This window comes from Tardiphaga sp. 619_E2_N8_4 (assembly GCF_051810905.1).
Lineage (GTDB): Bacteria > Pseudomonadota > Alphaproteobacteria > Rhizobiales > Xanthobacteraceae > Tardiphaga > Tardiphaga robiniae.
The window spans coordinates 3,982,624-4,006,567 of record NZ_JBPWQJ010000001.1 but is presented as its reverse complement, the minus strand read 5'-3'; the positions used below and the strand labels follow the sequence as shown (position 1 = coordinate 4,006,567).

Genomic DNA, 23,944 nt, shown 5'->3' with positions numbered 1-23,944 from the left:
CGCGCCGTAGTGCTTACTGCCGGAACGCCGGGAAGCCCGGTGGCGGCTGCAGGGGCTGCTGCTGGGCGCGCGGCTGCTGCTTCGGCGGCGCACGCTTCTGGGCCGGCGGCGGCGCACGCGGGGCGTCGGGCTGTGTCGTCGCAACCGTGGCTTCCGGCTGCTTACAATCGGTCAGCCAGATGTCGTAGATCGGGTGCTCGACGCCGTGCAGACCCGGACTGGCCGCAAACATCCAGCCGGAGAAGATCCGCTTCACCTCGCCCTGCAGGGTGATTTCATCGACCTCGACGAAGGCGTCTGTATTCGCGGCCTCGGTCGCCGGACGCGTGTAGCAGGCATCGGTCTTCACGCGGAGCGCGCCGAACTGCACAGTCTCGCCAATGTCAGCGTCGAAATTGATGATGCGGCCGGTGATCTTGTCGAGGCCCGAGAAGCTCGCCTTCTTGTTGACGATCTTCTGCGCCGGCGGCTCGGTAACGACTTCATCGCCGGGTTGCAGCGTGGCTGGCGTCGGCGGCGCCACCTTCGGCGGCTGACGGCCACCGGGAGTGGCGGCAGGCGGCGCGTTGGCGACGCCGGGCTGTTGCTGCCCTGGCGCAGCCGGCTGCTGGGCCTGTCCCTGCCCCGGCGGGTTCTGCGGAACGATAGTGGTGTTGCTGCCGGGCGGCGGCGCCAGCGGCTGCGACTGCACGGCGCCGGGCGGCGGTGCGCCCATGCCCGGACGGGTCGGCAACAGACGGCCCTGCGGCAGTTCCGGCACCTCTTCCTCGTCGTCCATGGGCGGCGGGGGTTGCTGGCCACGCGGCACGGCCCCGGGCGGGCGCGGCGGCGTGTCGCCGAACAGCGGACCGAACTGCGCTTGCACAGGTGCAGGCGACAGTGAGGTGGCGGCCAGAAGGGCCGCAAATCCGGCAATGGTCAGGGTTCGCAACATGCGGCGCGGCTCAATCGAGAATCAGGCTCGCGACATTGTAGGAGAATGGCCGCGTAATCGCCTCCGGTTAACACGCCGAATGCGGCGGCGAAAGGGCACCCTGCTCCCCATACCGCCCGGCTGGTCAGGTCATTCTCCCCGTGAAATAGTCCACATCAGGCAGGCGCGCGATACGCGACCAGCCATCAATCCGGAACAAACCGGAGCATGGGGAGAACGTTCAAGATGACTGACGGAATCCGTCTGGACGGCAGAATCGCCGTCGTTACCGGCGCGGCCGGGGTGATCGGCACCGAGACCATCCAGCTACTGGCGGCGCGCGGCGCCAAAATCGTCGCGGTGGATCGCGATGCCGGCGCGTTGCAGCGCGCCGTCGCAGAACTCCCCGCCTCCGCCGAAGCGCTCGCTCTCACCGCCGACGTGACGAGCGAGGAAGACGTCATCGGCTATGTCGCCGCCACGGTGAAACGTTTCGGCACCATCGACATTTTCTACAACAATGCCGGCATCGAAGGCACGATCACGCCCATCGTGAAGATGTCGCTCACCGACTTCCGGCGAGTGCTCGACGTCAATGTGGTCGGCGTCTTTCTCGGCATGAAGCACGTGCTGCCAGTGATGCTGAAGGCCAACAAGGGCTCGATCATCAACACCGCGTCCATCGCCGGCATGATCGGCTCGGCCGAAGTCGCCGTCTACAGCGCCAGCAAACACGCCGTCATCGGCCTCACCAAGAGCGCGGCGCAGGAATGCACCGGCACCAATGTGCGCGTGAACTGCGTCTGTCCCGGCCTGATCGACAGCCGCATGCTGAGCGCGATTGTGGACGCCCGCGTCGGCCGCGGAGCGCCTGCCCCTGTGGACAAGGTCGTCGATCGCGTGCCGCAGCGCCGGCTCGGCCTCGCCCGGGAAGTCGCGCCGATCGTGGCCTTCCTCGCCTCCGACGATGCGAGCTACGTCACCGGCTCCGCTTACACCGTCGATGGCGGCCGCACCTCCGCCTAAACATCCAAAAACCAAGAGCAGATCACATGCCCGTTGTCCTCGATCCCGATGCCGCCGCCGTCCTCAACGTCTTCCGCGATGCCGGCCGTCCGCCCTATGAGACGATCTCGCCCCAGGAAGCGCGCGAGTGGTATTTGAAAGCGCGCCCGGTCGCCAATCCCGAACCGCCGGAACTGGCGTCGGTGACATCCATGACGGTGCCCGGCCCGGCCGGCACTATTCCCGTGCGCCTCTACACACCAAAGACCCTACGGAAAAAGGACGGCATGTCGCCATGCCTGGTGTTCTTCCATGGCGGCGGCTGGGTGATCGGCGATCTCGATAGCCACGACGTGGTGTGTCGCATTCTTGCGCATGAAGGTGAGATGATCGTGATCTCGGTCGACTATCGCCTCGCGCCCGAGCACAAGTTTCCCGCCGCCATCGACGACGCCATCGCCGCAACGCGCTGGATCTCCGACAATGCCGTGCAGCTCAATGTGGATGCAAAGCAGATCAGCGTCGGCGGCGACAGCGCCGGCGGCAATCTCGCCGCCATCGTGGCCATCGATGCGCGGGACAATGGCGGGCTAAAGCTCGCCGGCCAGTTGCTGATCTATCCCGCCACCGATTTCCGCATGAGCCATCCCTCTCACAGCGAACCGGAGACGAGTTGCCTCCTGACCCACAACGTCATCCGCTGGTTCGCCGATCACTATCTCACGGGCAAGGCCGACGTGGACAACTGGCGGGCGTCACCTGCCCGCGTGGAGAACCTGAAGGACCTCCCGCCGGCCTATGTGCTGACCGCCGGCGCCGATCCGCTGCGTGACGAAGGCGACGAATATGCCAGACGCCTGTCGGACGCCGGCGTCGCCGTGGCCTACAAAACCTATCCCGGGCAATTCCACGGCTTCATCACCATGGGCAAGATCCTGCCGAAGGCGAACACCGCGCTCCATGAGATGGGGGAATGGCTGAAAGGGTTGGGCTAGCGCGCTGGCGGCGCCCCGGGAGCAATCACGATGAAGAAGCCGGAGAAGATCGCGCCCGGCGGTCCGGTTAGGGGCCATTGCCTGTGCGGCACGGTTCAGTTCGAAATCGATTTTCCGGCGCGCTGGGCGTGGCACGATCATTCCCGCGCAACACGTCAGGCGCATGGCGCCGCCTACGCCACCTATGTCGGCAGCTGGCGCAAGCGTTTCCGCGTCACCGCAGGCGAAGCGGAGATCACACGCTTCGAAGACAAGGCGTCGGGAACAGCGCGAAGCTTCTGCGCGCGGTGCGGCACGCCGGTGTTTTACGAGCGCGCCCGCTCGCCGCATATGGTCAACATTCCCCGCGCATTGTTCGAAAGCCGCACCGGCCGGCAGCCGCTTTATCATATCGGAATCGAGGAGTTGCAGGAGTGGACCTACACCGGCGAACCGCTGGTTCCGCTCAAGGGCTTTCCGGGCGTCGTCTGGGAACGTCCGGGAAGAAAGAAGAAACGGACTCCCAGCGACGAGCCGTTCTAGGTTTTCGGCTTCCTGCGCTGCTGGATGGTCTGCTGCCGCGATGGAGCCGGTCTCAGCCAGTCCGAATTGCCAAGCGCATGTTTCACGCAGTCATGGATGTGGGTGTGCAGCAATTTTCGCGCCTTCGCGGAATCCCGTGCCAGGGCGGCGTTCATCAATTCGCGATGCTCGACCGCGGCCACCTCGCCGCGAAACACGACGGCGAGCATCTGGTAGCGCAGATACTTGTCGTAAGCCGCCGACAGCGCATCGAGCAGGACCTGCGATCCACAGGCCGCGATCAGCGCACGGTGAAATTGCCAGTCGCACTGCTTCCAGGCCTCGGTCTTCGACTTGTCGCCAGCCAGCATGGCCTTTTCCATGGCGGACAGCTTGTGATGAGCCGAGACCACCAGCGCTTCCCAATCGAGATCGCCTGATTTGAAAGACTGCTCGATGGCATGGCCCTCGAGCAGTTCGCGCAATTCGGCGATCTGCTGGAATTCCGTGGCCGAGATCGAGGTGACCTCGAAGCCGCGCTGGCCTTCGGCTACGACGAAGCCTTCCGAGCACAATCGGTTCAGAGTCTCGCGCAGCGTGCTGACGCTGGTGCCGTAGGCGACGCTCATCTTCTCCAGCTTCAGCTTCTGGCCGGGCTCAAGCGTGCCGAAAATCACGTCGTTGCGGATGCGCCGATAGGCGCTGTCGCCGACGGTCTCTCCGGCGCGGTCCGCAATGGGGGTATCCAGCATGAAAGGTCCTGGTGACGAGGAATGGTCGCGCTGCGCCACCATACATCACCCCGCGCCTCAGACACAAATCATCATAGATAATGTAAAATATCGGTTGATTTTTGTTTTGTCGTAGATGACGGTGACGCCAAGAAGTAAAAATACCATCCAAGGGAGCTTCAACATGTCTGCACACTCGAAGTCCGCCGTCTGGCTTGCCGCCATCGCCGCCACCCTCGCCATCGCAGGCGGCCCTGCATCCGCGCAGGTGCAGGAGCGCACCATCCGCTGGGGTCACCTCAACAACACCGATCATCCCGTCAGCAAGGGCGTGCAGAAGTTCACCGAACTCGTCGCGGCCAAGAGCGGTGGCAAGATGAAGGTGCGCGAATATCCCGCCAACCAGCTTGGCTCGGAGATGCAGCAGCAATCCGCACTGCGCGCCGGCACGCAGGAAATGCAGTCGCCGGCCACGACCTCGCTGGTCGGCATCGTCAAGGATTACGGGCTGATCGATTTCCCGTTCATCGTCTCGACGCCGAAGCAGGCCGATGCGCTGCTGGACGGCCCGCTCGGCTCGGCCCTGCTTGCCAAGCTGCCGGAGAAGGGTCTGATCGGTCTGGGCTACTGGGATCTCGGCTTCCGCAACGTCACCAACAGCCGCCGCCCGGTCACCAAGGGCGAAGACCTCGACGGCATCAAGATCCGCGTGATCCCGAACCCGGTCTATCTCGAGACCTTCAAGGCGTTCAACGCCAATCCGGTGCCGATGAGCTTCTCCGAGCTCTACACCGCGCTGGAAACACGCACGGTGGACGGCCAGGAAAATCCGTTCTCGGTGATCCTGTCGAACAAGTTCTATGAGGTGCAGAAATATCTCAGCGTCACCAACCACACCTATTCGACCAATATCATCCTGGTGAGCAAGGTGTTCTGGGACAAGCTCTCCAAGGACGAGCAGAAGATCCTGCAGGATGCCGCCAACGAGGCCCGCGACTATCAGCGCAAGGTCAGCCGCGATGCCGCAGCGGCTTCCATCGGCGAGCTGAAGGCCAAGGGCATGGAGGTCAACGAGATCGCTCCGGCCGAGCTTGCGAAGATGCGCGACAAGACCAAGCCGATCGCGGCAAAATTCTCCGCCGACTACGATCAGGAGATCGTCAAGCTGTTCAACAGCGAACTTGAGCGCGTTCACAAGGACTGAGCCGCGCATCACCAACCGTCACTACGCGGCGACCCCACGCTCACTGCGAAAGCATCCATGCCCGCTTCATCAACTACTGCGACAAGCAGGATCGTCGAAGCCTATTACCCGTCGATCAAAATCGTCATGGCGGTGTTGCTCGCCGCCATGGTGGTCCTGGTATTCGGCAATGTGGTTCTACGTTACGTCTTCAACTCGGGCATCGCCATTTCCGAGGAGCTGTCGCGCTGGTTGTTCGTCTGGATGGTGTTTCTCGGCGCCATCGTCGGCCTCCGCGAACACGCCCATCTCGGCGTCGACAGTTTCGTCAAGCTGCTGTCGCCGATGGGCCGTAAGATCTGCTACGCGCTCAGCCATACGCTAATGCTCTACGCCTCTGTATTGCTCACCGAAGGCTCGTGGAAACAGACGGTGCTGAACTGGGACACGACAGCGCCCGCCTCCGGTCTCTCCGTCGGCCTGTTCTACGCCGCAGGTCTCGTCTTCGGCGTCGCCTCAATCCCGATCCTGCTGCATGATCTCTATCGCCTGTTCAGCGGCCAGCTCGCCACGTCGGAGCTGATCGCCATCAGTGAATCCGAGGAGCATGTCCCTGCGGCGCCCGCCCCTGCCAACGGGAACGACCGCCGATGACCATCAGCATCTTCACGTTCTCGCTGCTCGGCGCGATGGCGATCGGCATGCCGATCGCATTCGCCCTGATCATCTGCGGCGTCGCTCTGATGACCTATCTGGATATCTTCGACTCCCAGATCATCGCGCAGAACGTCATCAATGGCGTCGATTCCTTCCCGCTGATGGCGGTGCCGTTCTTCATCCTGGCCGGCGAGATCATGAACACCGGCGGCCTCGCCCGCCGCATCCTGAACTTCGCCATCGCCCTTGTCGGCCATCTGCGCGGCGGTCTTGGCTATGTCGCGATCCTGACCTCCTGCATCCTGGCATCGCTGTCCGGGTCGGCCGTCGCCGACGCCGCCGCGCTCGGCGCATTGCTGGTCCCGATGATGGTTGCGGCCGGGCATAACCGCGCCTCCGCGGCCGGCCTCGTCGCCGCCGGTGGCATCATCGCGCCGGTGATCCCGCCTTCGATCGGATTCGTGATCTTCGGCGTTGCCGCCGGCGTTTCCATCTCAAAACTGTTTCTCGCCGGCGTGGTGCCGGGCCTGATGCTCGGCGGCAGCCTGTGCTTTGCCTGGTGGTGGGTTGCACGCAACGAGAACTCGGTGAGCCCGCCGCGCCAAGAGCCTGGCGCAGATCTTTCGCGCGCTGATCGACGGCTTCTGGGCCTTGATGCTGCCGATGATCATCATCGTCGGCCTCCGCTTCGGCATATTCACGCCGACTGAGGCTGCCGTCGTTGTTGCGGTCTACTCCTTCATCGTGGCAACGTTCGTCTATCGCGAGCTCACGCTGGCGCAGCTGATGAACATCCTGATCAGTTCAGCCCAGATCACTGCCGTGGTGATGTTCCTGGTCGCGGCAGCGCTGGTGTCGTCGTGGCTGATCACGGTGGCCGAAATTTCCGGCCAGATCGTCGAACTGGCCCGGCCCTTCATGGGCAACCAGACACTGCTCATGATTGTGTTGATGATCATCGTCGTCATCGTCGGCACCGCACTCGACATGACACCGACCATCCTGATCCTGACGCCCGTGTTGATGCCGATTGTCCGCGAGGCCGGCATCGATCCGGTCTATTTTGGCGTGCTGTTCATCATCAACAACGCGATCGGACTCATCACGCCGCCGGTCGGCGTGGTGCTCAACGTGGTGTGCGGCGTGGCGAAGGTGAGCATGGACGAGATCATGCGCGGCGTCTGGCCGTTCATGATCGCACAATTGGTGGTGCTGGCGCTGCTGACGCTGTTTCCGTCGCTCGTGATGGTGCCGGCGAAGTGGCTCGGCGGCTAGAAGGAAGTTCGATAATGAAACGCGTGATGATCCTCAACGGTCCCAACCTCAACCTGCTCGGCGTGCGGGAGCCGCATATCTACGGAACCACCACGCTCGACCAGATCAAGGCCAGTTGCGAGGAACAGGCGGTCAAACTCAAACTGGCGCTGGCGTTCCACCAGTCGAACCACGAGGGCGTATTGGTCGATCTCATCCAGTCGGCCCGTCAGGATGCCGACGCCATCATCATCAATCCCGCGGGCTATTCGTTCACCTCGATCGCCATGCTCGACGCGATGAAAGCGTTCGAGGGACCGATCGTGGAGCTGCACATTTCGAACATCCACGCGCGCGACAAGTATCATCGCCATTCCGTGCTCTCGCAGGCTGCCACAGCTGTGATCTGCGGTCTCGGACCGTACGGCTACGTCGCAGCGATGCTGGCGGTCGCGCAGATGCCCACGCGTTGATCGCGCCGGGCCGATGCGGCCTTCATTCGCGGATCAACATACTCTGGGGTTTGGTGAGTACGTCGGGGTGGAGAATGGCAGCAAGGGTCGCTGCAGGTAGCAAACCTTTTTCCAGCACCAGATCGTAGACGCTGCGGCCGGTCGCATGGGCCTCGACCGCGACGGCGGTGGCATTGGCGTAACCGATATAGGGATTGAGCGCAGTGACGAGGCCGATCGAATTCTCGACATAGGCACGGAGACGTTCGCGGTTCGCGGTGATACCCGCGACACAACGTTTTTCCAGTGTCAGGCAAGCCTCGCGCATATGGCTGACGCTCTTGAACAGGCTGTGTGCGATGATCGGCTCGAACGCGTTGAGCTGAAGCTGGCCGGCCTCGGCCGCGAAGGTCACCGTGAGATCGTTACCGATGACTTCAAAGGCGACCTGGTTCACGACCTCGGGAATAACGGGGTTCACCTTGCCCGGCATGATCGAGGAACCTGCCTGTACCGCCGGCAGATTGATCTCATTGAAACCGGCGCGCGGGCCGCTCGACAGCAGCCGGAGGTCATTGCAGATCTTGGAAATCTTGACGGCCACCCGCTTGAGCACGCCTGAGAGCTGAACGAACGAACCGCAGTCCTGCGTGGCCTCGATCAGGTTTACAGCGGTGACCAGCGGCATGCCGGTGATGGCGACGAGATGCAGGCAGACCAGACGCGCGTAGTCCGGATGGGACGTGATCCCGGTGCCGATGGCTGTCGCACCCATGTTGATCTCGCAAATCAGCAGTGCTGTCTCGCGGAGCCGGTCCTCGTCCTCGCCGATCATGACGCCGTAAGTGCTGAACTCCTGACCGAGCGTCATGGGCACCGCATCCTGCAACTGGGTGCGGCCCATTTTCAGGACATCCTTGAACTCTTCGGCCTTGCGTTCGAAACCCTGGCGCAACACGGCCATCGCATCGATCAGGTGAAACACGCCGTGATAGGTCGCGATCTTCAACGCCGTGGGATACACGTCGTTGGTGCTCTGGCTCATATTGACCTGTTCGTTCGGGTGCAGGTACCCGTAGTCGCCTTTGCCATGACCGAGAATTTCCAGCGCACGATTGGCGATCACCTCATTCGCATTCATGTTGGTGGAGGTCCCGGCGCCGCCCTGGATGACGTCCACCACGAACTGGTCATGCAGGCGACCGGCGCGAATTTCCTCGCAGGCAGCGATGATCGCATCGCCGCGTATCTTGTCGAGCAGCCCCAGCTCCATATTCGACAGTGCCGCCGCCTGCTTGATCGCGGCAAGCGCACTGATGAGTTCGGGATAGATGGAAATCGGAATCCCGGTGATCGGAAAATTTTCAACGGCCCTCAGCGTATGAACGCCGTAATAGGCGTCGGCCGGAACATCGCGGTTGCCCAACAGATCGTGCTCACTGCGCGTGTCGTTGGTCATGTCGGATTTTCCTGAGTTGTCGCTGTGAACAGACGAATGATCTCGTCAGCCGTCCTCGTCCCCGATCATGCCAGTGAGCTTTCGAAACCGAACATCTCGAACTCACATGTTACGGCTATATCGTATCCGCTCTAACCCAGTCGATCGAGTACAATCCGGCGCCGCCCTGCAAGGCGGGCTCATCCGAGGCGGCACGCCGGACGTGCTTGCCGGTCTCACTGCAAAAGCTGGCGGCTGGAAACAATGCGAGGCCGCGCGCGCCGCAGAGCGGCTCGCACAACCGGTCGTCCAGAACGGATGAGTCGTTACGAGCCCGGCGTCCAGGCCTGGTAGTCGCCGGTCGCCTTGGGACGCCGGCCGCTGGCCAGAGTCGAACCAGACGGACGATAGGCTGCGGGCGTGCCGGTTAGGTTCGGCTGATGCGGCTTCTGCCATTCGCGCGGCGTATAATTCTCTTCGGTCGGCGGCACGTCCACGGTGTGGTGGATCCAGCCATGCCAGTCCGGCGGGATCTTGGTGGCTTCGGCATAGCCGTTATAAATCACCCAGCGGCGCTCGAAGCCCAGCGTCGGGTCGATCTTGCCGCCCTTGGTACGGTAATATGTGTTGCCCTGCTCGTCGGTGCCGACCAGTTCGCCGAATCGCGACGTCCACAGGTTCGTCCCGAAGGTCGTCCCGCTCCACCACGTGAAGAATTTCAGCAGAAACTGTTTCATATTTTGAACCGTTCGAAGGTTTTCGTTGGGCTGTTGATGCCATCCGGGCCGCCAAATGTCCAGTTACCGCCGCGACCGATCGCCGCCTGCAACTGATTGTGACATGCCTCGTATGGGCCTCCCCCGAACCCTACTTCCAAAGTACCTGCAGTCGCAGAAACGGCGCAATCCATTCATGCCGCATACAGTTCCGGACCATCATTCTGTCGTTGCGCAATAACCGCGTGGCGGCAGGGAACGGCAGTCCCTTCAGGGGGTTGAACATGCATCCCAGACAGGAGCAAATGATGACGAATTTGAAAATCTTGAGCGTCGCAGCAGCCGTCGCTGTGGCCATCCCCGCTTTCGCAGTGACCCCCAGCTACGCACAGAACACCAAGGTCGTGGGCGTCGGCCCCGGCGGTGCGCGCACGATCGGCACGTTCTCTGGCGGCGGTCAGCGCTTTGGTGGCGGAGGTGGCGGCTGGCATGGCGGCCAGCGCCCCGGCGGCGGCGGCTGGAATCACGGCGGCGGCTGGCGCGGTGGTGGCTGGCGTGGCGGCGGTTACGGCCCGGGCTTCGCAGCCGGCGCCATTATTGGCAGCGGTCTGGCCGCCAGCAGCTATTACGGGAATTCCTACGGCTATTACGGCGGCAGCCCGTATTACGGCAGCAGCTATTATGACGACGCGCCGGATGTGGTCGAAGTCGCTCCTGACACCGGCGGCGGCGACGTTGACTACTGCATCCGCACCTACAAGTCGTACAATGTCCGCACGGGCACCTATCTCGGTTATGACGGCCTGCGTCACGCCTGCCCGTAACACGACGATCTAAGCGTTACGCAAAAGACGGTGCCTCGCGGCATCGTCTTTTGTCGTTTCTGGTTTGCGCCTGCTGTCTCAAGGTCTAAGAACGTGGGTGCAGCGTACGGGGGACATTCAGGGAACTCGCGCGTAGTGTTGGTAGACATGTGGACCTATCTACCGGTTCGATGGGTCGACGTCGGGTGTGAGCAGGTTCAGTGGACGCGTCAGACAAGCCGAAGATCGCCAGGCTCCATCCCAATGAAGCCGAACGCCTCAAGGCGCTGCGCTCCTACGGCATCCTCGACACCGCCATTGAGCCATCCTTCGACGACATCACCAAGATCGCCAGCTATGTCTGCCAGACGCCGATCTCGATCATTAGCCTCGTCGATGACGGCCGGCAGTGGTTCAAGTCGGAGATCGGTCTTGGCGTGCGGCAGACGCCGATGGATCAATCGATTTGCGCGCACGCGATCCTCGAACACAGTTTTCTCGAAGTCGAGGACGTCACCAAGGATCCAAGATTCGACTGCAATCCGCTGGTGACCGGCGAGCCCCATTTGCGCTTCTATGCCGGCGCACTGCTGCGCACACCGGACGGCCTGCCGCTCGGCACCGTCTGCGTGCTCGATGACAAGCCGCGCGTGCTCTCGGTCGAACAGCGCGAGGTGCTGGCCGCCCTCGCCCGCCAGGTCATGGCGCAGATGGAATTCCGCCGGGCGCTGCATCTGTCGGATCGGCTTCAGCGCAATATCAGTCGCCTGATGGCGGTGGCAGGCCACGACCTGAAGCAGCCATTGCAGGTCATGATCATGGCGATCGACCGCATCCGCAACAAGCTGACCGACGAGAAGGATCGTGAGCGGCTCGGCTATGCCATCGATGCCGGCATGCGGATGGCGGAAGAGCTCGACCGTCTCGCCGAGACATCTGTGCTGGATGCCGGCTTTGGGATTCCGAACCTGCGATCGTTCCCGATCTCTGACGTGTTCGAGTCGATCAGCGCCAACTGGCGCCTGCATGCCGAAGCCAAGGGCCTCGACCTCGTCATTGTGCCGAGCAAGGCGCAGGTGGTCAGCGACCCCGGCATGTTGCGCGCGATCCTTGGCAATCTCGTCGGCAATGCCATCAAATATACCGAGCGCGGTCGCGTGCTGGTCGGCTGTCGCAAGCACGCAAACGCGGTGACCATCGAGGTGCTGGACTCTGGCACCGGCATTCCCGCCGAACAGCTCACCGCGATCTTCGATGCCTTCCACCAGATCAATCCGGCCAGCGAGGGCCTTGGCCTCGGACTATCGATCGTTCGGCGCACGGCCGAAGCACTCGGCCATGTGATCGAGGTGAAGTCTGACCTCACCCACGGCTCGCATTTCACAGTGAAAGTGCCGTTGGCGGCGAAACCGCTCTAGCGACTACTCGCCCGCATTGGGCGCCTCACGCGGGGGCAATGTAACGGGCGCAAAACCCCATTCGTTATTGCCGCGCAGGAATGCGATCCAGCCCCACGCCGCACCGGCGTGACGCAGCAACTGAAAACTAAACGGTTCGAGGATCGCCGCGAACACCGCTGCGGCGAAACTCGTCCGCGTGCGGCCGCCTGTCAGGCGCTGATAGAGATGCACGGTCCAGAGATAGACCAGGAAATCCGCGACGATCTTCGCGGTGATCAGACCGAACACTGGCACGGCGATGGCGGTCTTGCCGGTGACGAGCAAAGCCAGTAGCAACACGAAGGCCGTGAGGCCGTAGATCGGCTGCAGCGTATCCAGCGCCTTGATCAGCAACATGCGCATACCGAGCCGGCCATAGCGGCGATTGCCGGTCATGTCGCGATTCCAGTACTGCGTCTGCAGGAAGCCCGCGAACCAGCGCCGGCGCTGCCGCAGGAACGTCATGACCTGAGACGGCGCTTCCGTGCGCGCTAGCGACGTACCAACCATCCGCAACTGCCAATCCAGACCGTGATCGACGGCATGGCGATGCATGCGGTGGGTCAGCTCATAGTCCTCGACAAGACACTCCGGATCGAAGCCACCGACGGCCACCAGCGCCTCCCTGCGGAAGCCAGCAAAGGCGCCGGAAATCAGCAGCAGGCTGTTGCCGCGCATCCAGGCGAAGCGCGAGATGATGTTGCGGATATATTCGTAGGTCTGGAACCACTGCATCACGCGGCCGCTGGCGCTGTCGTCGCAGACCGGCACGAGAATGCCGCCTGCCGCGACCAGTGCGGGATCGGCGCCAAAGGCCGCGCGCATTTCGGCGATGGCGTCATCAGCCAGAAACGTATCGGCATCCAGCGTGATGACGATGTCGGTATCGGCCTTGAGGATCGCCGTGTTCAGCGCCCGCGCCTTGCCCTGATGCGGCAGGCGCAGCCATTGCAGTCTCGATCTGCCGAACTGGCCGATGCTGCTCTGGCCGACGGCCGGAATGGCGAGACCGTAGCGGTCACGGAGGAGCGTGTCGGTTGCATCGCGCGAGCCGTCATCCGCGATCAGGATCAGATCCGGCGCATCGGACTGGCGTGCGATGGCGGCCAGCGCCTCTGGCAGATTCAGCACCTCATTATGCGCGGCTATCAGGATGCCCACCGATGGACGCGATTGCGCAGCAACCGCTCCAGATGGACCACGCGCGGACACTGCCAGCGGCAGCGTCTGCCACACCACATAAAGCATCAGCACCGTGTCATAGGCGATATAGACCATGCCCGCTGACCACGCCCAGATGCTGTTCAAAAAGAACGCGCGGCCGAACAGCAGCGCCCATAGCGCGAGTACGGCGAGATAGATCATCAGGCTGATGAACGGCATCCGGCGCGGTGTGATACGCGGCGATGCGGCGGCGAAGGCCGCCTGAAGGGATATTGTCATGCCGTCAATTCAATCGCGCGTTCGAGCAAACCGATCCTGCGAGAGCTACGCGTGAATCGTGATCGAGTTGCGGAGCCGCGATCAAATAGCGCGTGATTGCGGTCACGACGAACACACAAAGTCGTCATGCCTCAAAAGACAAATCCTGTTTAAACTTATTCCATGCACGCACAGAAAATGCCGATTCAACGTTACAGCCGCATCGCCATGATCCTGCACTGGCTGATTGCCGTTCTGATCACACTCAATGTCGCGCTGATCTGGAGCGTGAACCTCATTCCCGAGGACAACATCCGGTTCGTCATCGATGCGCACAAGTCATTCGGCATCACCGTGCTCGGCCTCGTGCTGATGCGCCTGTTGTGGCGCGCGGCCAACAAGCCGCCTGATCTGCCCGAGACCTATCCGCCCGCCGAGAAGGCCGCCGCACATGGTGCGCATCTCGCGCTCTATGTGCTGATGATCGGACTGCCGCTGTCCGGCTGGATGCACGATTCCGCCTGGAAGGCGGCCGGCGAGATTCCAATGTACCTGTTCGGCCTGTTCCAGTGGCCACGCATTGGCTGGATCATGTCGATCGAGCCGGCCTTCAAGGAACGCCTGCACGACATCTTCGGCGGCATTCACGTGTGGCTGTCCTATGCGCTCTATGCACTGGTCGGCCTGCACATCGCCGCCGCGCTGAAACATCAGTTCTGGGACGGCCATCCCGAACTGCAGCGGATGTGGCCCGGTGGCGACGCGCCCGTGCCTAGCCCCTTGTCGCCAGCGCAACGCCCGCCAGCGTAAATACCAGGGCCGCGATCTGCATGGCGCCGAGCGGTTCCCGCAGGGCGATGGCCGAGCTGACCACGCCGATCACGGGCACCGCCATGGTCCCGATTGCGGCCACCGAGGCCGGCAACTGCTTAAGCGCCGCGAACCAGCAGACGTAAGCGATGCAGAACCCCACCAGCACGACATAGGCGAGCAGCCCCCAGCCCAGTGGCGTCAGTGCTGCAAAATGCGGGCTTTCGAAGATCAGACCCAGCAACAGCACCGGCACGCAACCGATCCCGATCTGCCAGGCGGATGACGTCACCAGTGGCAGCGTGAGCCCGAACTTCTTGGCCAGCACCGTGCCGAGTGCAAAGCCGAACCCGCCCAGCAGCGCCAGAGCGATTCCCGGGAGCTTCTCCGCGCTCGCGGCCAGACCACCGCCCCCCATCAACGCGGCGATGCCGGCAAAGGCCATCAGCATGGCCACGATCCGCTGCATCGACAGGCGCTCGCCGAGGATCAGCCAGGCCAGTCCGGCAGCCCAGACCGGCATGGTGAACGCAATTACCGCGGCCTCGCCGGCCGGCAGCCACAGTAGCGACAAGCCGACGAAAGCCATCCAGCCGAACACGTTCAGGCCAGCCAGCACGACCAGATGCAACCATTGATGATGCGGTACGCGAAGACTCTCGCCGCGCCAGACGGCGATCCCGGCCAGCAGCAATGCCCCGACGATGCCGGTGCTGCCGCGCGCCGATAGCGGTGGCCATTCCGACAGCAGCGCTTTCGACACCGGCCAGTTCAGACCCCAGGCGATCGACGCGATGGCGAGCAACACGAGACCGAAGGGAGCGATTCGCGCGCGCGAAACGGGGGGACTGGGCATTGTCATGGAGGGAACCGGCTGAGGAATCGGCGGGACCATGCGCGCAGTTGAAGGGTCTGACCACTGCCGGTGGAGGGAACCTGCCCGGCAACCACCGCTGCGCCTGAGTCCCCCCAAACGCAATCCCTGGATGACAAAATAAAGTTGGGCTGTGAACAGTGGGCGCAGCTCGGATTCCGGACAGTTTTAGAAATATTTTTGACTTCCGAATCCATGAGGACTCACTGATACTTGACCTCAATCGAGGCGCGCTCTGCCCCCTTGGTTATCCACCCTTTCCACCATATTTAGTATTTGATTCAGGAACCCCGACTACTCCTTGACGGGTGAGATCGGTTTGGCCTAGTTTTCGAACTGTTCGGCGCGGGTCGTTTTTTGTCCCGTCGGACGCTCCCAAACGGGTTCCAGATTGACCGCTCCGTCCTCCAGTCGAGGCTACGGGATCGGGGATTTGCGTCCTGGAATCCGGGCCGGAAAGTCGGCGCTTGGAGCACTAAAAAACGGGCCGGAAACCGGCTCAAACAGCGTGGTGAGGCGTTAGGATCAGGTCGACCCGCAACAGCGAGGAAGCCCGATCCAAGGAAGCATGACCCCGGCAGTCCCGGGTGGCCGAGATGACGGCCAGCACATGCTCCACAGAGAAAACAGGACCGGTTCACCCGGCCAAGCTGCGGCGAATTTGGGGCAACCCGGACGTCGCTAACAGAAATCGCCGATGCCGCCAGATGGGGTGTCGGGCTTAAGACGGGGCACGACCACGATGCAGATTCAACGCCGCTACACCACCGAAGGACAGTCGCCCTATGCCGGGATCGACTTCCGCCACACCACGTCCGAGATCCGCAATCCGGATGGCTCCGTGGTGTTCAAGCTTGAAGGCGTTGAAGTGCCCGACTCGTGGTCGCAGGTCGCCTCCGACGTGCTGGCCCAGAAGTATTTCCGTAAAGCGGGCGTCGCCGCGAAATTGAAGAAGGTCGAGGAAGAGACCGTGCCGTCGTGGCTGTGGCGCTCGGTGCCGGACACCGAGGCCCTCGCCGCACTGCCCGAGAAAGAGCGCTTCGTCAGCGAACTCTCGTCCAAGCAGGTGTTCGACCGCCTCGCCGGCTGCTGGACCTATTGGGGCTGGAAGGGTGGCTACTTCACCTCTGAAGCCGACGCCCACGCCTTCCATGACGAGCTGCGCTTCATGCTCGCCAAGCAGATGGTCGCGCCGAATTCGCCGCAGTGGTTCAACACGGGTCTTCACTGGGCCTACGGCGTCGATGGTCCCGGCCAGGGCCACTATTATGTGGACTGGAAGACCGGCAAGCTGACCAAGTCGAAGTCGGCTTACGAACATCCGCAGCCCCATGCCTGCTTCATCCAGGGCGTCGAGGACGATCTGGTCAATGAAGGCGGCATCATGGACCTGTGGGTGCGTGAAGCCCGTTTGTTCAAATATGGCTCGGGCACCGGCTCGAATTTCTCGAAGCTGCGCGGCGAAGGCGAGAAGCTGTCGGGCGGCGGCCGCTCGTCGGGCCTGATGTCATTCCTGAAGATCGGCGACCGTGCCGCCGGCGCCATCAAGTCGGGCGGCACCACGCGCCGTGCGGCCAAGATGGTGGTGGTCGATGCCGACCATCCGGATATCGAGACCTATATCGACTGGAAGGTGAAGGAAGAGCAGAAGGTCGCGGCCTTGGTCACTGGTTCGAAGATGAACCAGAAGCACCTCAAGGCGATCCTGAAGGCTTGCGTCAATTGCGAAGGCTCCGGCGACGACTGCTTCGATCCCGAGAAGAACCCGGCGCTGCGCCGCGAGATCAAGCTCGCCCGCCGCTCGCTGGTCAATGACAACGTCATCAAGCGCGTCATCCAGTACGCCAAGCAGGGCTACAAGGACATCGACTTCCCGATCTACGACACCGACTGGGATAGCGAAGCCTACCTCACCGTTGCCGGCCAGAACTCCAACAACTCCGTCTCGCTGAAGGACGATTTCCTGCGCGCCGTCGAGACCGATGGCACCTGGGACCTGATCGCCCGCAAGGACGGCAAGGTCATGAAGACCATCAAGGCCCGCGATCTCTGGGAGAAAATCGGCTACGCCGCCTGGGCGTCGGCCGACCCCGGCCTGCACTTCAACACCACCATGAACGACTGGCACACCTGCAAGTCGTCGGGCGATATCCGCGCGTCCAATCCGTGCTCCGAATACATGTTCCTGGACGACACCGCGTGTAACCTCGCCTCGGCCAACCTGCTGACCTTCTACGACACCGCTTCGGCCACCTTCGACATCCACGCTTACGAGCATCTCTGCCGTCTGTGGACCATGGTGCTCGAAATCTCGGTCATGATGGCGCAGTTCCCGTCGAAGCCGATCGCCGAACTCTCCTACGAGTTCCGCACCCTCGGCCTCGGCTATGCGAATATCGGCGGCCTGCTGATGACCATGGGTCTGTCCTACGACTCCAAGGAAGGCCGCGCGCTGTGCGGCGCCCTCACCGCTGTCATGACCGGCGTCAGCTACGCGACCTCGGCCGAGATGGCCAAGGAGCTCGGCCCGTTCCCCGGTTACAAGAAGAACGCAGCCCATATGCTGCGCGTCATCCGCAACCATCGCCGTGCAGCCCATGGCGAAACCCGCGGCTATGAAGGCCTCGCTGTCGCCCCCGTGGCGTTGGACCATGCCTCCTGCCCGCAGGCTGACATCGTCACCCGCGCCAAGATTGCATGGGATCTCGCCCTCGAACTCGGCGAACTCCATGGCTATCGCAACGCCCAGACCACCGTCGTGGCGCCGACCGGCACCATCGGCCTGGTGATGGATTGCGACACCACCGGCATCGAGCCTGACTTCGCGCTGGTGAAATTCAAGAAGCTCGCCGGTGGCGGCTACTGGAAGATCATCAACCGCGCCGTCCCCGCAGCACTGCGCGTGCTCGGCTATCGCGAGAGCGAAATCGCCGAGATCGAGGCCTATGCCGTCGGTCACGGCTCGCTGTCCAACGCGCCGGGCATCAATGCCTCGACGCTGAAGGCCAAGGGCTTCACCGATGAAGCACTGAAGAAGGTCGAGGCTGCGCTGCCGACCGCCTTCGACATCAAGTTCGCCTTCAACAAGTGGACCTTCGGTGAGGACTTCCTGCGCGACACCCTCAAGATCGAAGCCGAAGCCATTGCCGCTCCGGGCTTCGACCTGCTGGCCGCGCTCGGCTTCACCAAGCGCGAGATCGAAGCCGCCAACGTGCACATCTGCGGCGCGATGACGGTGGAAGGTGCCCCGCACCTCAAGGCCGAGCACTACAGCGTGTTCGATTGCGCCAATCCCTGCGGCAAGATCGGCAAGCGTTATCTGTCGGTGGAAAGCCACATTCGCATGATGGCGGCGTCGCAGCCCTTCATCTCGGGTGCGATCTCCAAGACCATCAACATGCCGAACGACGCCACGGTGGAGGACTGCAAGTCCGCTTACCTCCTCTCGTGGAAGCTCGCGCTGAAGGCCAACGCGCTGTATCGCGACGGCTCCAAGCTCTCGCAGCCGCTCAACTCGCAGCTCATCAGCGATGATGACGAGGACGAGGATACGCTGGAGAACCTGATGGAGAAGCCGATGGCGGCCCGCACCGCCGCGATCTCCGAGAAGGTGGTCGAGCGTCTGGTCGAGCGCATCGTGGTGATGCGCGACCGCGAGAAGATGCCGGATCGCCGCAAGGGCTACACCCAGAAGGCCGTCGTCGGCGGTCACAAAGTGTACTTGCGCACCGGCGAATATGATGACGGCCGCCTCGGCGAGATCTTCATCGACATGCACAAGGAAGGCGCGGCGCTGCGCTCCTTCATCAACAACTTCGCCATCGCCGTCTCGCTGGGTCTCCAGTATGGCGTGCCGCTGGAAGAATATGTCGACGCCTTCACCTTCACCCGCTTCGAACCCGCGGGCCCGGTGCAGGGCAATGACAGCATCAAGTTCGCGACCTCGATCCTCGACTATGTGTTCCGCGAACTCGCGGTCTCCTACATGTCGCGCTTCGATCTCGGCCATGTCGACGTCTCCGAGTCGGGCTTCGATGCGCTCGGCAAGGGCGAGGACGAAGGCAAGGCGCCGGCCGACCAGAACAAGTATGTCTCCAAGGGCCTGACCCGCTCGCGCACCGACAACCTCGTCGTCATGCGCGCGCCGGCTCCGGCTGAGAACACCGACGCCCGCGCTTCGGGCAACGTCACCTCGCTGAACGCGTCGGGCGCCACCGCCCGTCACGGAAGCGGAGATGCCGCGGTGGCCCTCAAAACCGCCGAGCCCGAGCACGCGCTCTCGCCGACCGAAAAACTCGAGGCGCAAGCCTGGAGCAAAGCGGGCACCGCCGCAGCCGCCGCGCCCTCCAAGGCCGAACGCCGCGCCGAAGCGAAAGCCAAGGGCTACGAAGGCGACATGTGCGGCGAGTGTTCGAACTTCACGCTGGTGCGGAATGGGACGTGTATGAAGTGCGATACGTGTGGCAGCACGACGGGGTGCAGCTGATATCAAACGACGTCATCATCATGGCCGGGCTTGACCCGGCCATCCACGGCTAAAAGGCGACCGGTAGTAAAGGGTGTAGTTGTTTTTCGAGTGTGACTTAATCAAACGCAAGTGATGAGAAAGGAACGATCAAATGGCAACAAACCCTCCCAAAGGCGACGGACACCGTAACGGCGCAGTGAAGGACCGATCTCAGACATACAATACAAAGACCGAGACTTGGACTAAACGCGACGCGGACACCGGCCGATTTATGGACGGCAAGAAAGACGGGACGCCCTTCAAGGGCGTGCGTAAAGAAGACTAGAAAATTATTTGGGGCGCCATTCCACCTCTGGAATTGCGCCCCTATTTTTAGTGGGGCGGCGATACATTGCTAGCGCGCGCTGACGTTTGAAATTCGAAAGCAGAGGTGGGGGTCAAGCAGCTTTAGGAACACCAACAAAATGAATGACGACTATAGAGTTAAATCACTCAAAAATTCAGAAGTGCGCGCGATAGCAAAGAGGCAGCGCGACTATTATGGCGTAGGCAGCGAAGAGAGGATCGATATCCTCGCATGCGTAAAGCGCAACACGGTTCTGACTGTGAATGGCGAAAAGCGACTCAACCTCAATATCCTATCAGATAACGAGATGGCATTGGATGACGGCACAACGTCATACGATGGAACGACTATAAATATTTCAATCAAGAGAACAATACATCAGCGTGCTTACATAGGCGACGGATACGCCAGAAACACTATAGCACACGAACTCGGTCACGCTGTCATGCACTACGAAACAATGACTCACGGCGCAAAATTGGCGCGCCGAACGATTGGCAACAAAACTCCGGGCTGGTTGAAATTTTACGAGTCAGCCGAGCACCAGACCAAGGTGTTTGCGCCTGCATTTCTTATAAATGAAGATATTGCCAGAACTCTATCCTCTGCGACCGAAATTTCGGTCCGCTTTGGGGTAAGCCAGCAATCTGCAGAGATTTATTTTGCAGAGTTGATCGCGGAGATAGATCGGCCCAAACAACGCGCCGAACTTGGGCAACAGATCAGAGCTTTTGCAGATGAATTCAAGAGAAGCACAACTGACCGGCCCGTAGAGATCCAATACTTGAGTGACCCATGTACGTGCTGCGGTCGCCCAACCGTATTCCCCGTGGGACATAAATTTATGTGCCAGACGTGCGATACAATCTATGATCGATTTCAAGACGGTGATCGCGCAGAATAACAAGCCTGGCCCGGACTTAGCGAAGCGTAGTCCGCCACTCTATTTCTCCGCAACTAGCGCAGTACGATTCGCTACTACGATCTACTCGCTGCTCTTTTTGGGATTAAAGATTTGAGCTTTCCAAATGAATTTGACAGAAAGCTTTTGCGATTTGCGAAGTTAGTTGCCGAAGTCGGCGTCAATGTCTTGGTCGTTATTTTTAACAAGCAAATGCGATTAGTGGGACTTGGAGAGGTCAGAATCAAGACCAAAGAGGGCCGCATCAAGCTGTTGGTTGGTGACGCGACAGAAGCGTCGGTTGACGAAAGAATAGCAAAAATCGAGTCAGCACGAACCAGTCTAACCGAGGCACTCTCCGCCATTGATGAACTCAAAGAACGCGCAGAAGAAAATAAGCAAGACTTAGAATTTCTGACGAAACAAATAGAGCGAGCAGAGCTAGACAAAGCAAATCTGAGCGGAGAGCTACAAACCCTCAAGGGGCTTGCTGCGTTGGATTCTGATTCTGTCAGGCGAGTTCTAAAGCTACCAACAAGAGTGAGTATCTGGACTGAGCGAGTAATTGCATTCCTATTCGGAGTTGCAGCGTCCACAGTGGCCAGTTTGTTGTATGAATACGTTGTGAAAAAGTTCATTTAGCTTTCAACAGCGAGCGTAAGCCGAATTAGCGCAGCGTGCACGCCTTCGTCCTATCAGCGTAGCACGCTCACTCTTGCGCTCTGCTCACTGATCGTCCGAGTGATCAGCTCTCTGCTTCCGCCTTTCTGCCGCCGCTTTCAATTGTGTGTGCCTCACCTCAGCAATTCTACGTTTTTTCCCGAGCTTGGATTTCCCTCTTCGTACTTTTGCGACCAGATAGTTTCTTCACTGACATTTTTCCACCCGTGTTGTGCCCAAAGCAATGGCCTGCAATACTGCACGCAATTAGAAACCAACTGTACAATTTCAACCGGAGGGCGCAATGACCGATCTGGGGAACTCAATTGTTGTGATCATTTTGGGTTGGGCGATCCCAGCCATTCTAGCTGCGCTCGTAAGTCGCTTTCCCAAGATAAAGGAGCGGTATCCGTTCGCCGCAAGCACGGTGATTAGCTGCCTGTTTGCAATTGCTGCCAGCATAACCACTCTCGTCATATACGATCGCATGTTTGTTCGTGATCGATTGGGCATTCCGAAGGACTCCGTTGTCTTCGCTCGTGAAGACGGCCGATGTCCATCAGGCTACAGAGATATGAGCACGCTACTCATTGCGACGTGGCGGGACGCGCCTGAACGATTCCAAACTGCAAAAGATATCAACCTGACTATAGGCGTGAGCCGTGACTGGCCATGGGATCATTTCAAACTATGCCTCAGACTGTAGCGGCACTATTCAACGCAGCAAGCGTAACGCGGATTAGCGCAGCGTAATCCGCCACAGCTATTTCTCGGCGCAATACCCTTCGGCATTCCGCCCTACGCGCTGCGTTTTCCCTAGTCCCTTGGATGTCTTGCAGTACGCGGTCAAACCGTCCACGGCCATTGTCGAGGCACGAGGCGCGCTTCATTCACCAGAGGTCGGGCACGGCTAGGCGCTGGTGACGCAGCGCCGCGTGATGTGGTTGATGTCCAGCGCACCCACCTGCCGCATGATCGTGATGAACTCATCGTCCAGGATCTGCAGCACCCGGTCCACGCCGGCCTCGCCGAATGACGCCAGGCCCCACACGTAAGGCCGGCCAATGCCGACAGCCGCGGCGCCCAAGGCGAGCGCCTTCAGGACATCGGTGCCGCGGCGTACGCCCCCGTCGATGAGAACCGGGATGCGGCCGCCGACCGAATCCACGACCTCCGCCAGCACACCGATCGTCGACTGCCCGCTCTCTTCCGCGCGCCCGCCGTGGTTGGAGACGATCAGGCCGTCCACGCCGTGGCGCAACGCCTCCTTGGCGTCCTCACCCGTCATGATGCCCTTGAGCACGAGCTTGCCCTTGACGATCCCGCGCAGGCGATCGACGAACTCCCACGTCATCCCGGTGCCGTAGAGGTTGGTGACTTTGGAAACGTCGATGTCCGCGAAGTTGGCCTTGCGGCTGACCTCATTGGTGAAGCCCGGTGTGTGACAGCCCGAGCACTCGCGCAGGTCCTGGCGCCGCTCGCGGAACAGGGTTTCGGTGTTGCGGCCGCCCTGGCGGTCGACCGTGAGGACGATCGCCGGAGAGCCCGCGCTCTCGGCGCGCTGCACCAGCGCGCGCGTCACGTTCCAGTCATCGGTCGGATACAACATGAACCAGGCGGGCCGGCCGTGCGCCTTGTTGACGTCGACGATGCTCGCATTATCGACCGTCGAGAGAATCATCGGATGGTTGCGCTTGGCAGCGGCGCGCGCCACGGTGACCCCGGCCTCGGGATCGTAGGCGCCGAGACTGCTGACCGGGCACATGAAGATGGGGCTGGCCCAGGTCTCGCCGAAGATCTTCACGCTGGTGTCGATCTTCCGCGCATCGATGAGACGCTGGACGCGGATGTTGTACTTCGCGAAGGCCGTGTGGTTGGCGTCGCGCGTCACGTCGCCGTCGACGCCGCTCTGGAGGTAGCCCCAGTGGGCCGGCGCGTCCTGGCTGAGCACGGCCTTCTTCGCCGCCGGCTCGAACTCAAACACGTCCAGCGCATCGGCCGGAGCGGTGATGATGCCGTCCGGGCCGAACGCCCTTCGCGAGCCGCGCAGCACGTCGTAGCTCTGCGCGAGCGCTTGATGCGAGTTAGCCGTCAACAGGGTGGTGATCGCACCGAGAGAGGTCGCCGTGAGAAGAGGACTGGCGGCGAAAAAACGCAGGAGTTGGCGGCGCGCGATCATGGTGCGCTCTGAAATATCCGACACCCCGGCTGCACTTGTCGCCTTCACCAGCGTCGTCCTGCGCGAGAGACCTGTCATCGTGTTCTTTCGAATGCGAATGAGTGCTGCAGGTTAGGCGGATTGGTCTGTATCGTCGTCACCAGTGTCATCAGGTAGGCGATGACATTCCGGCGATATAATGACAATTTTGGTCGCAT

At 61.4% G+C, this 23,944-nt stretch carries 20 protein-coding genes and 1 pseudogene; 14 read left to right on the top strand and 7 right to left on the bottom strand.

What is annotated here, in order from left to right; all coding sequences use genetic code 11:
- Window positions 1-13: 13 nt before the first annotated feature.
- Window positions 14-934 carry a DUF2155 domain-containing protein gene (locus AB8A23_RS19245; protein ID WP_093758384.1) on the bottom strand — a complete coding sequence of 307 codons (921 nt, stop codon included), beginning with the start codon at window positions 932-934 and terminating at the stop codon, window positions 14-16.
- A 225-nt stretch (window positions 935-1,159) separates the two neighbouring features.
- Here AB8A23_RS19245 and AB8A23_RS19240 point away from each other — a divergent pair, with 225 nt between their 5' ends.
- The 3 genes from AB8A23_RS19240 to AB8A23_RS19230 are packed head-to-tail and all read left to right on the top strand — an operon-like array spanning window position 1,160 to window position 3,435.
- Entirely contained in the window at window positions 1,160-1,939 is a 780-nt protein-coding gene (locus AB8A23_RS19240; protein WP_439058527.1) for an SDR family NAD(P)-dependent oxidoreductase, read from the top strand.
- Between the two features lie 26 nt (window positions 1,940-1,965).
- The gene (locus AB8A23_RS19235; protein ID WP_439058528.1) at window positions 1,966-2,913 is read left to right on the top strand and encodes an alpha/beta hydrolase; all 948 of its coding nucleotides are present in this window, start codon (window positions 1,966-1,968) and stop codon (window positions 2,911-2,913) included.
- A gap of 30 nt (window positions 2,914-2,943) precedes the next feature.
- Complete coding sequence (locus tag AB8A23_RS19230; protein WP_439058529.1) at window positions 2,944-3,435, top strand: GFA family protein; 492 nt, start codon at window positions 2,944-2,946, stop codon at window positions 3,433-3,435.
- Here AB8A23_RS19230 and AB8A23_RS19225 read toward each other — a convergent pair.
- Complete coding sequence (locus tag AB8A23_RS19225) at window positions 3,432-4,166, bottom strand: GntR family transcriptional regulator (protein ID WP_068736727.1); 735 nt, start codon at window positions 4,164-4,166, stop codon at window positions 3,432-3,434. The genes AB8A23_RS19230 and AB8A23_RS19225 overlap by 4 nt on opposite strands.
- Window positions 4,167-4,329: 163 nt before the next feature.
- Here AB8A23_RS19225 and AB8A23_RS19220 point away from each other — a divergent pair, with 163 nt between their 5' ends.
- The 4 genes and pseudogenes from AB8A23_RS19220 to aroQ all read left to right on the top strand — a co-directional run bounded on the left by AB8A23_RS19220 (window position 4,330) and on the right by aroQ (window position 7,712).
- The gene (locus AB8A23_RS19220) at window positions 4,330-5,349 is read left to right on the top strand and encodes a TRAP transporter substrate-binding protein (protein WP_439058530.1); all 1,020 of its coding nucleotides are present in this window, start codon (window positions 4,330-4,332) and stop codon (window positions 5,347-5,349) included.
- Window positions 5,350-5,406: 57 nt separating this feature from the next.
- A complete protein-coding gene (locus tag AB8A23_RS19215; protein WP_439058531.1) occupies window positions 5,407-5,982 on the top strand; it encodes a TRAP transporter small permease in 576 nt (191 codons plus the stop codon).
- Window positions 5,979-7,260 (top strand): annotated as a pseudogene (locus tag AB8A23_RS19210) (TRAP transporter large permease subunit). The gene AB8A23_RS19215 and the pseudogene AB8A23_RS19210 overlap by 4 nt, the downstream one beginning before the upstream one ends.
- 14 nt (window positions 7,261-7,274) lie before the next feature.
- Complete coding sequence (aroQ, locus tag AB8A23_RS19205; RefSeq protein ID WP_093758380.1) at window positions 7,275-7,712, top strand: type II 3-dehydroquinate dehydratase; 438 nt, start codon at window positions 7,275-7,277, stop codon at window positions 7,710-7,712.
- 22 nt (window positions 7,713-7,734) lie between these two features.
- Here the strand turns inward: aroQ and aspA are convergent, their stop codons facing one another.
- Both aspA and AB8A23_RS19195 read right to left on the bottom strand, forming a co-directional pair.
- Window positions 7,735-9,150, bottom strand: coding sequence for an aspartate ammonia-lyase (gene aspA / locus AB8A23_RS19200; RefSeq protein WP_439058532.1), 1,416 nt, complete (start codon window positions 9,148-9,150; stop codon window positions 7,735-7,737).
- A gap of 305 nt (window positions 9,151-9,455) precedes the next feature.
- Complete coding sequence (locus AB8A23_RS19195; RefSeq protein WP_089264087.1) at window positions 9,456-9,866, bottom strand: NADH:ubiquinone oxidoreductase subunit NDUFA12; 411 nt, start codon at window positions 9,864-9,866, stop codon at window positions 9,456-9,458.
- A 287-nt stretch (window positions 9,867-10,153) separates the two neighbouring features.
- Here AB8A23_RS19195 and AB8A23_RS19190 point away from each other — a divergent pair, with 287 nt between their 5' ends.
- Together AB8A23_RS19190 and AB8A23_RS19185 are read left to right on the top strand one after the other, a co-directional pair.
- Window positions 10,154-10,669, top strand: a complete 516-nt coding sequence (locus tag AB8A23_RS19190) for a BA14K family protein (protein WP_093758378.1) — start codon at window positions 10,154-10,156, stop codon at window positions 10,667-10,669.
- A 200-nt stretch (window positions 10,670-10,869) separates the two neighbouring features.
- The gene (locus AB8A23_RS19185; RefSeq protein WP_089264085.1) at window positions 10,870-12,066 is read left to right on the top strand and encodes a GAF domain-containing sensor histidine kinase; all 1,197 of its coding nucleotides are present in this window, start codon (window positions 10,870-10,872) and stop codon (window positions 12,064-12,066) included.
- 3 nt (window positions 12,067-12,069) lie between these two features.
- Here the strand turns inward: AB8A23_RS19185 and AB8A23_RS19180 are convergent, their stop codons facing one another.
- Window positions 12,070-13,530, bottom strand: a complete 1,461-nt coding sequence (locus tag AB8A23_RS19180; RefSeq protein ID WP_439058533.1) for a glycosyltransferase family 2 protein — start codon at window positions 13,528-13,530, stop codon at window positions 12,070-12,072.
- Window positions 13,531-13,707: 177 nt separating this feature from the next.
- Between AB8A23_RS19180 and AB8A23_RS19175 the strand changes: the two genes are divergently transcribed.
- Window positions 13,708-14,319 carry a cytochrome b gene (locus AB8A23_RS19175; RefSeq protein WP_439058534.1) on the top strand — a complete coding sequence of 204 codons (612 nt, stop codon included), beginning with the start codon at window positions 13,708-13,710 and terminating at the stop codon, window positions 14,317-14,319.
- Here AB8A23_RS19175 and AB8A23_RS19170 read toward each other — a convergent pair.
- Entirely contained in the window at window positions 14,282-15,181 is a 900-nt protein-coding gene (locus AB8A23_RS19170; RefSeq protein WP_068736749.1) for a DMT family transporter, read from the bottom strand. The two genes, AB8A23_RS19175 and AB8A23_RS19170, sit on opposite strands and share 38 nt — an antisense overlap.
- 754 nt (window positions 15,182-15,935) lie before the next feature.
- On the opposite strand from AB8A23_RS19170, the gene AB8A23_RS19165 reads away from it, so the two are divergent.
- The 4 genes from AB8A23_RS19165 to AB8A23_RS19150 all read left to right on the top strand — a co-directional run bounded on the left by AB8A23_RS19165 (window position 15,936) and on the right by AB8A23_RS19150 (window position 22,274).
- Window positions 15,936-19,679 (top strand): vitamin B12-dependent ribonucleotide reductase, encoded by a 3,744-nt coding sequence (locus tag AB8A23_RS19165; protein WP_439058535.1) that lies wholly within the window; start codon window positions 15,936-15,938, stop codon window positions 19,677-19,679.
- Window positions 19,680-20,125: 446 nt separating this feature from the next.
- Entirely contained in the window at window positions 20,126-20,911 is a 786-nt protein-coding gene (locus AB8A23_RS19160) for an ImmA/IrrE family metallo-endopeptidase (RefSeq protein ID WP_439058536.1), read from the top strand.
- Window positions 20,912-21,022: 111 nt separating this feature from the next.
- Window positions 21,023-21,550, top strand: coding sequence for a hypothetical protein (locus AB8A23_RS19155; RefSeq protein ID WP_439058537.1), 528 nt, complete (start codon window positions 21,023-21,025; stop codon window positions 21,548-21,550).
- 322 nt (window positions 21,551-21,872) lie between these two features.
- Window positions 21,873-22,274 carry a hypothetical protein gene (locus AB8A23_RS19150; protein ID WP_439058538.1) on the top strand — a complete coding sequence of 134 codons (402 nt, stop codon included), beginning with the start codon at window positions 21,873-21,875 and terminating at the stop codon, window positions 22,272-22,274.
- A gap of 204 nt (window positions 22,275-22,478) precedes the next feature.
- Here AB8A23_RS19150 and AB8A23_RS19145 read toward each other — a convergent pair whose 3' ends face one another.
- Window positions 22,479-23,825: an alpha-hydroxy acid oxidase gene (locus AB8A23_RS19145; protein WP_439058539.1), complete on the bottom strand. Its 1,347-nt coding sequence runs from the start codon at window positions 23,823-23,825 to the stop codon at window positions 22,479-22,481.
- Window positions 23,826-23,944: the final 119 nt, after the last annotated feature.

Coding starts and splice junctions, on each gene's coding strand:
- aspA (WP_439058532.1), bottom strand. CDS start 9,150: ATGACCAACGACACGCGCAGTGAGCACGATCTGTTGGGCAACCGCGAT.
- AB8A23_RS19150 (WP_439058538.1), top strand. CDS start 21,873: ATGACCGATCTGGGGAACTCAATTGTTGTGATCATTTTGGGTTGGGCG.
- AB8A23_RS19230 (WP_439058529.1), top strand. CDS start 2,944: ATGAAGAAGCCGGAGAAGATCGCGCCCGGCGGTCCGGTTAGGGGCCAT.
- AB8A23_RS19235 (WP_439058528.1), top strand. CDS start 1,966: ATGCCCGTTGTCCTCGATCCCGATGCCGCCGCCGTCCTCAACGTCTTC.
- AB8A23_RS19245 (WP_093758384.1), bottom strand. CDS start 934: ATGTTGCGAACCCTGACCATTGCCGGATTTGCGGCCCTTCTGGCCGCC.
- AB8A23_RS19220 (WP_439058530.1), top strand. CDS start 4,330: ATGTCTGCACACTCGAAGTCCGCCGTCTGGCTTGCCGCCATCGCCGCC.
- AB8A23_RS19175 (WP_439058534.1), top strand. CDS start 13,708: ATGCCGATTCAACGTTACAGCCGCATCGCCATGATCCTGCACTGGCTG.
- AB8A23_RS19195 (WP_089264087.1), bottom strand. CDS start 9,866: ATGAAACAGTTTCTGCTGAAATTCTTCACGTGGTGGAGCGGGACGACC.
- AB8A23_RS19215 (WP_439058531.1), top strand. CDS start 5,407: ATGCCCGCTTCATCAACTACTGCGACAAGCAGGATCGTCGAAGCCTAT.
- aroQ (WP_093758380.1), top strand. CDS start 7,275: ATGAAACGCGTGATGATCCTCAACGGTCCCAACCTCAACCTGCTCGGC.
- AB8A23_RS19190 (WP_093758378.1), top strand. CDS start 10,154: ATGACGAATTTGAAAATCTTGAGCGTCGCAGCAGCCGTCGCTGTGGCC.
- AB8A23_RS19160 (WP_439058536.1), top strand. CDS start 20,126: ATGAATGACGACTATAGAGTTAAATCACTCAAAAATTCAGAAGTGCGC.
- AB8A23_RS19170 (WP_068736749.1), bottom strand. CDS start 15,181: ATGACAATGCCCAGTCCCCCCGTTTCGCGCGCGCGAATCGCTCCCTTC.
- AB8A23_RS19165 (WP_439058535.1), top strand. CDS start 15,936: ATGCAGATTCAACGCCGCTACACCACCGAAGGACAGTCGCCCTATGCC.
- AB8A23_RS19240 (WP_439058527.1), top strand. CDS start 1,160: ATGACTGACGGAATCCGTCTGGACGGCAGAATCGCCGTCGTTACCGGC.
- AB8A23_RS19225 (WP_068736727.1), bottom strand. CDS start 4,166: ATGCTGGATACCCCCATTGCGGACCGCGCCGGAGAGACCGTCGGCGAC.
- AB8A23_RS19145 (WP_439058539.1), bottom strand. CDS start 23,825: ATGACAGGTCTCTCGCGCAGGACGACGCTGGTGAAGGCGACAAGTGCA.
- AB8A23_RS19180 (WP_439058533.1), bottom strand. CDS start 13,530: ATGACAATATCCCTTCAGGCGGCCTTCGCCGCCGCATCGCCGCGTATC.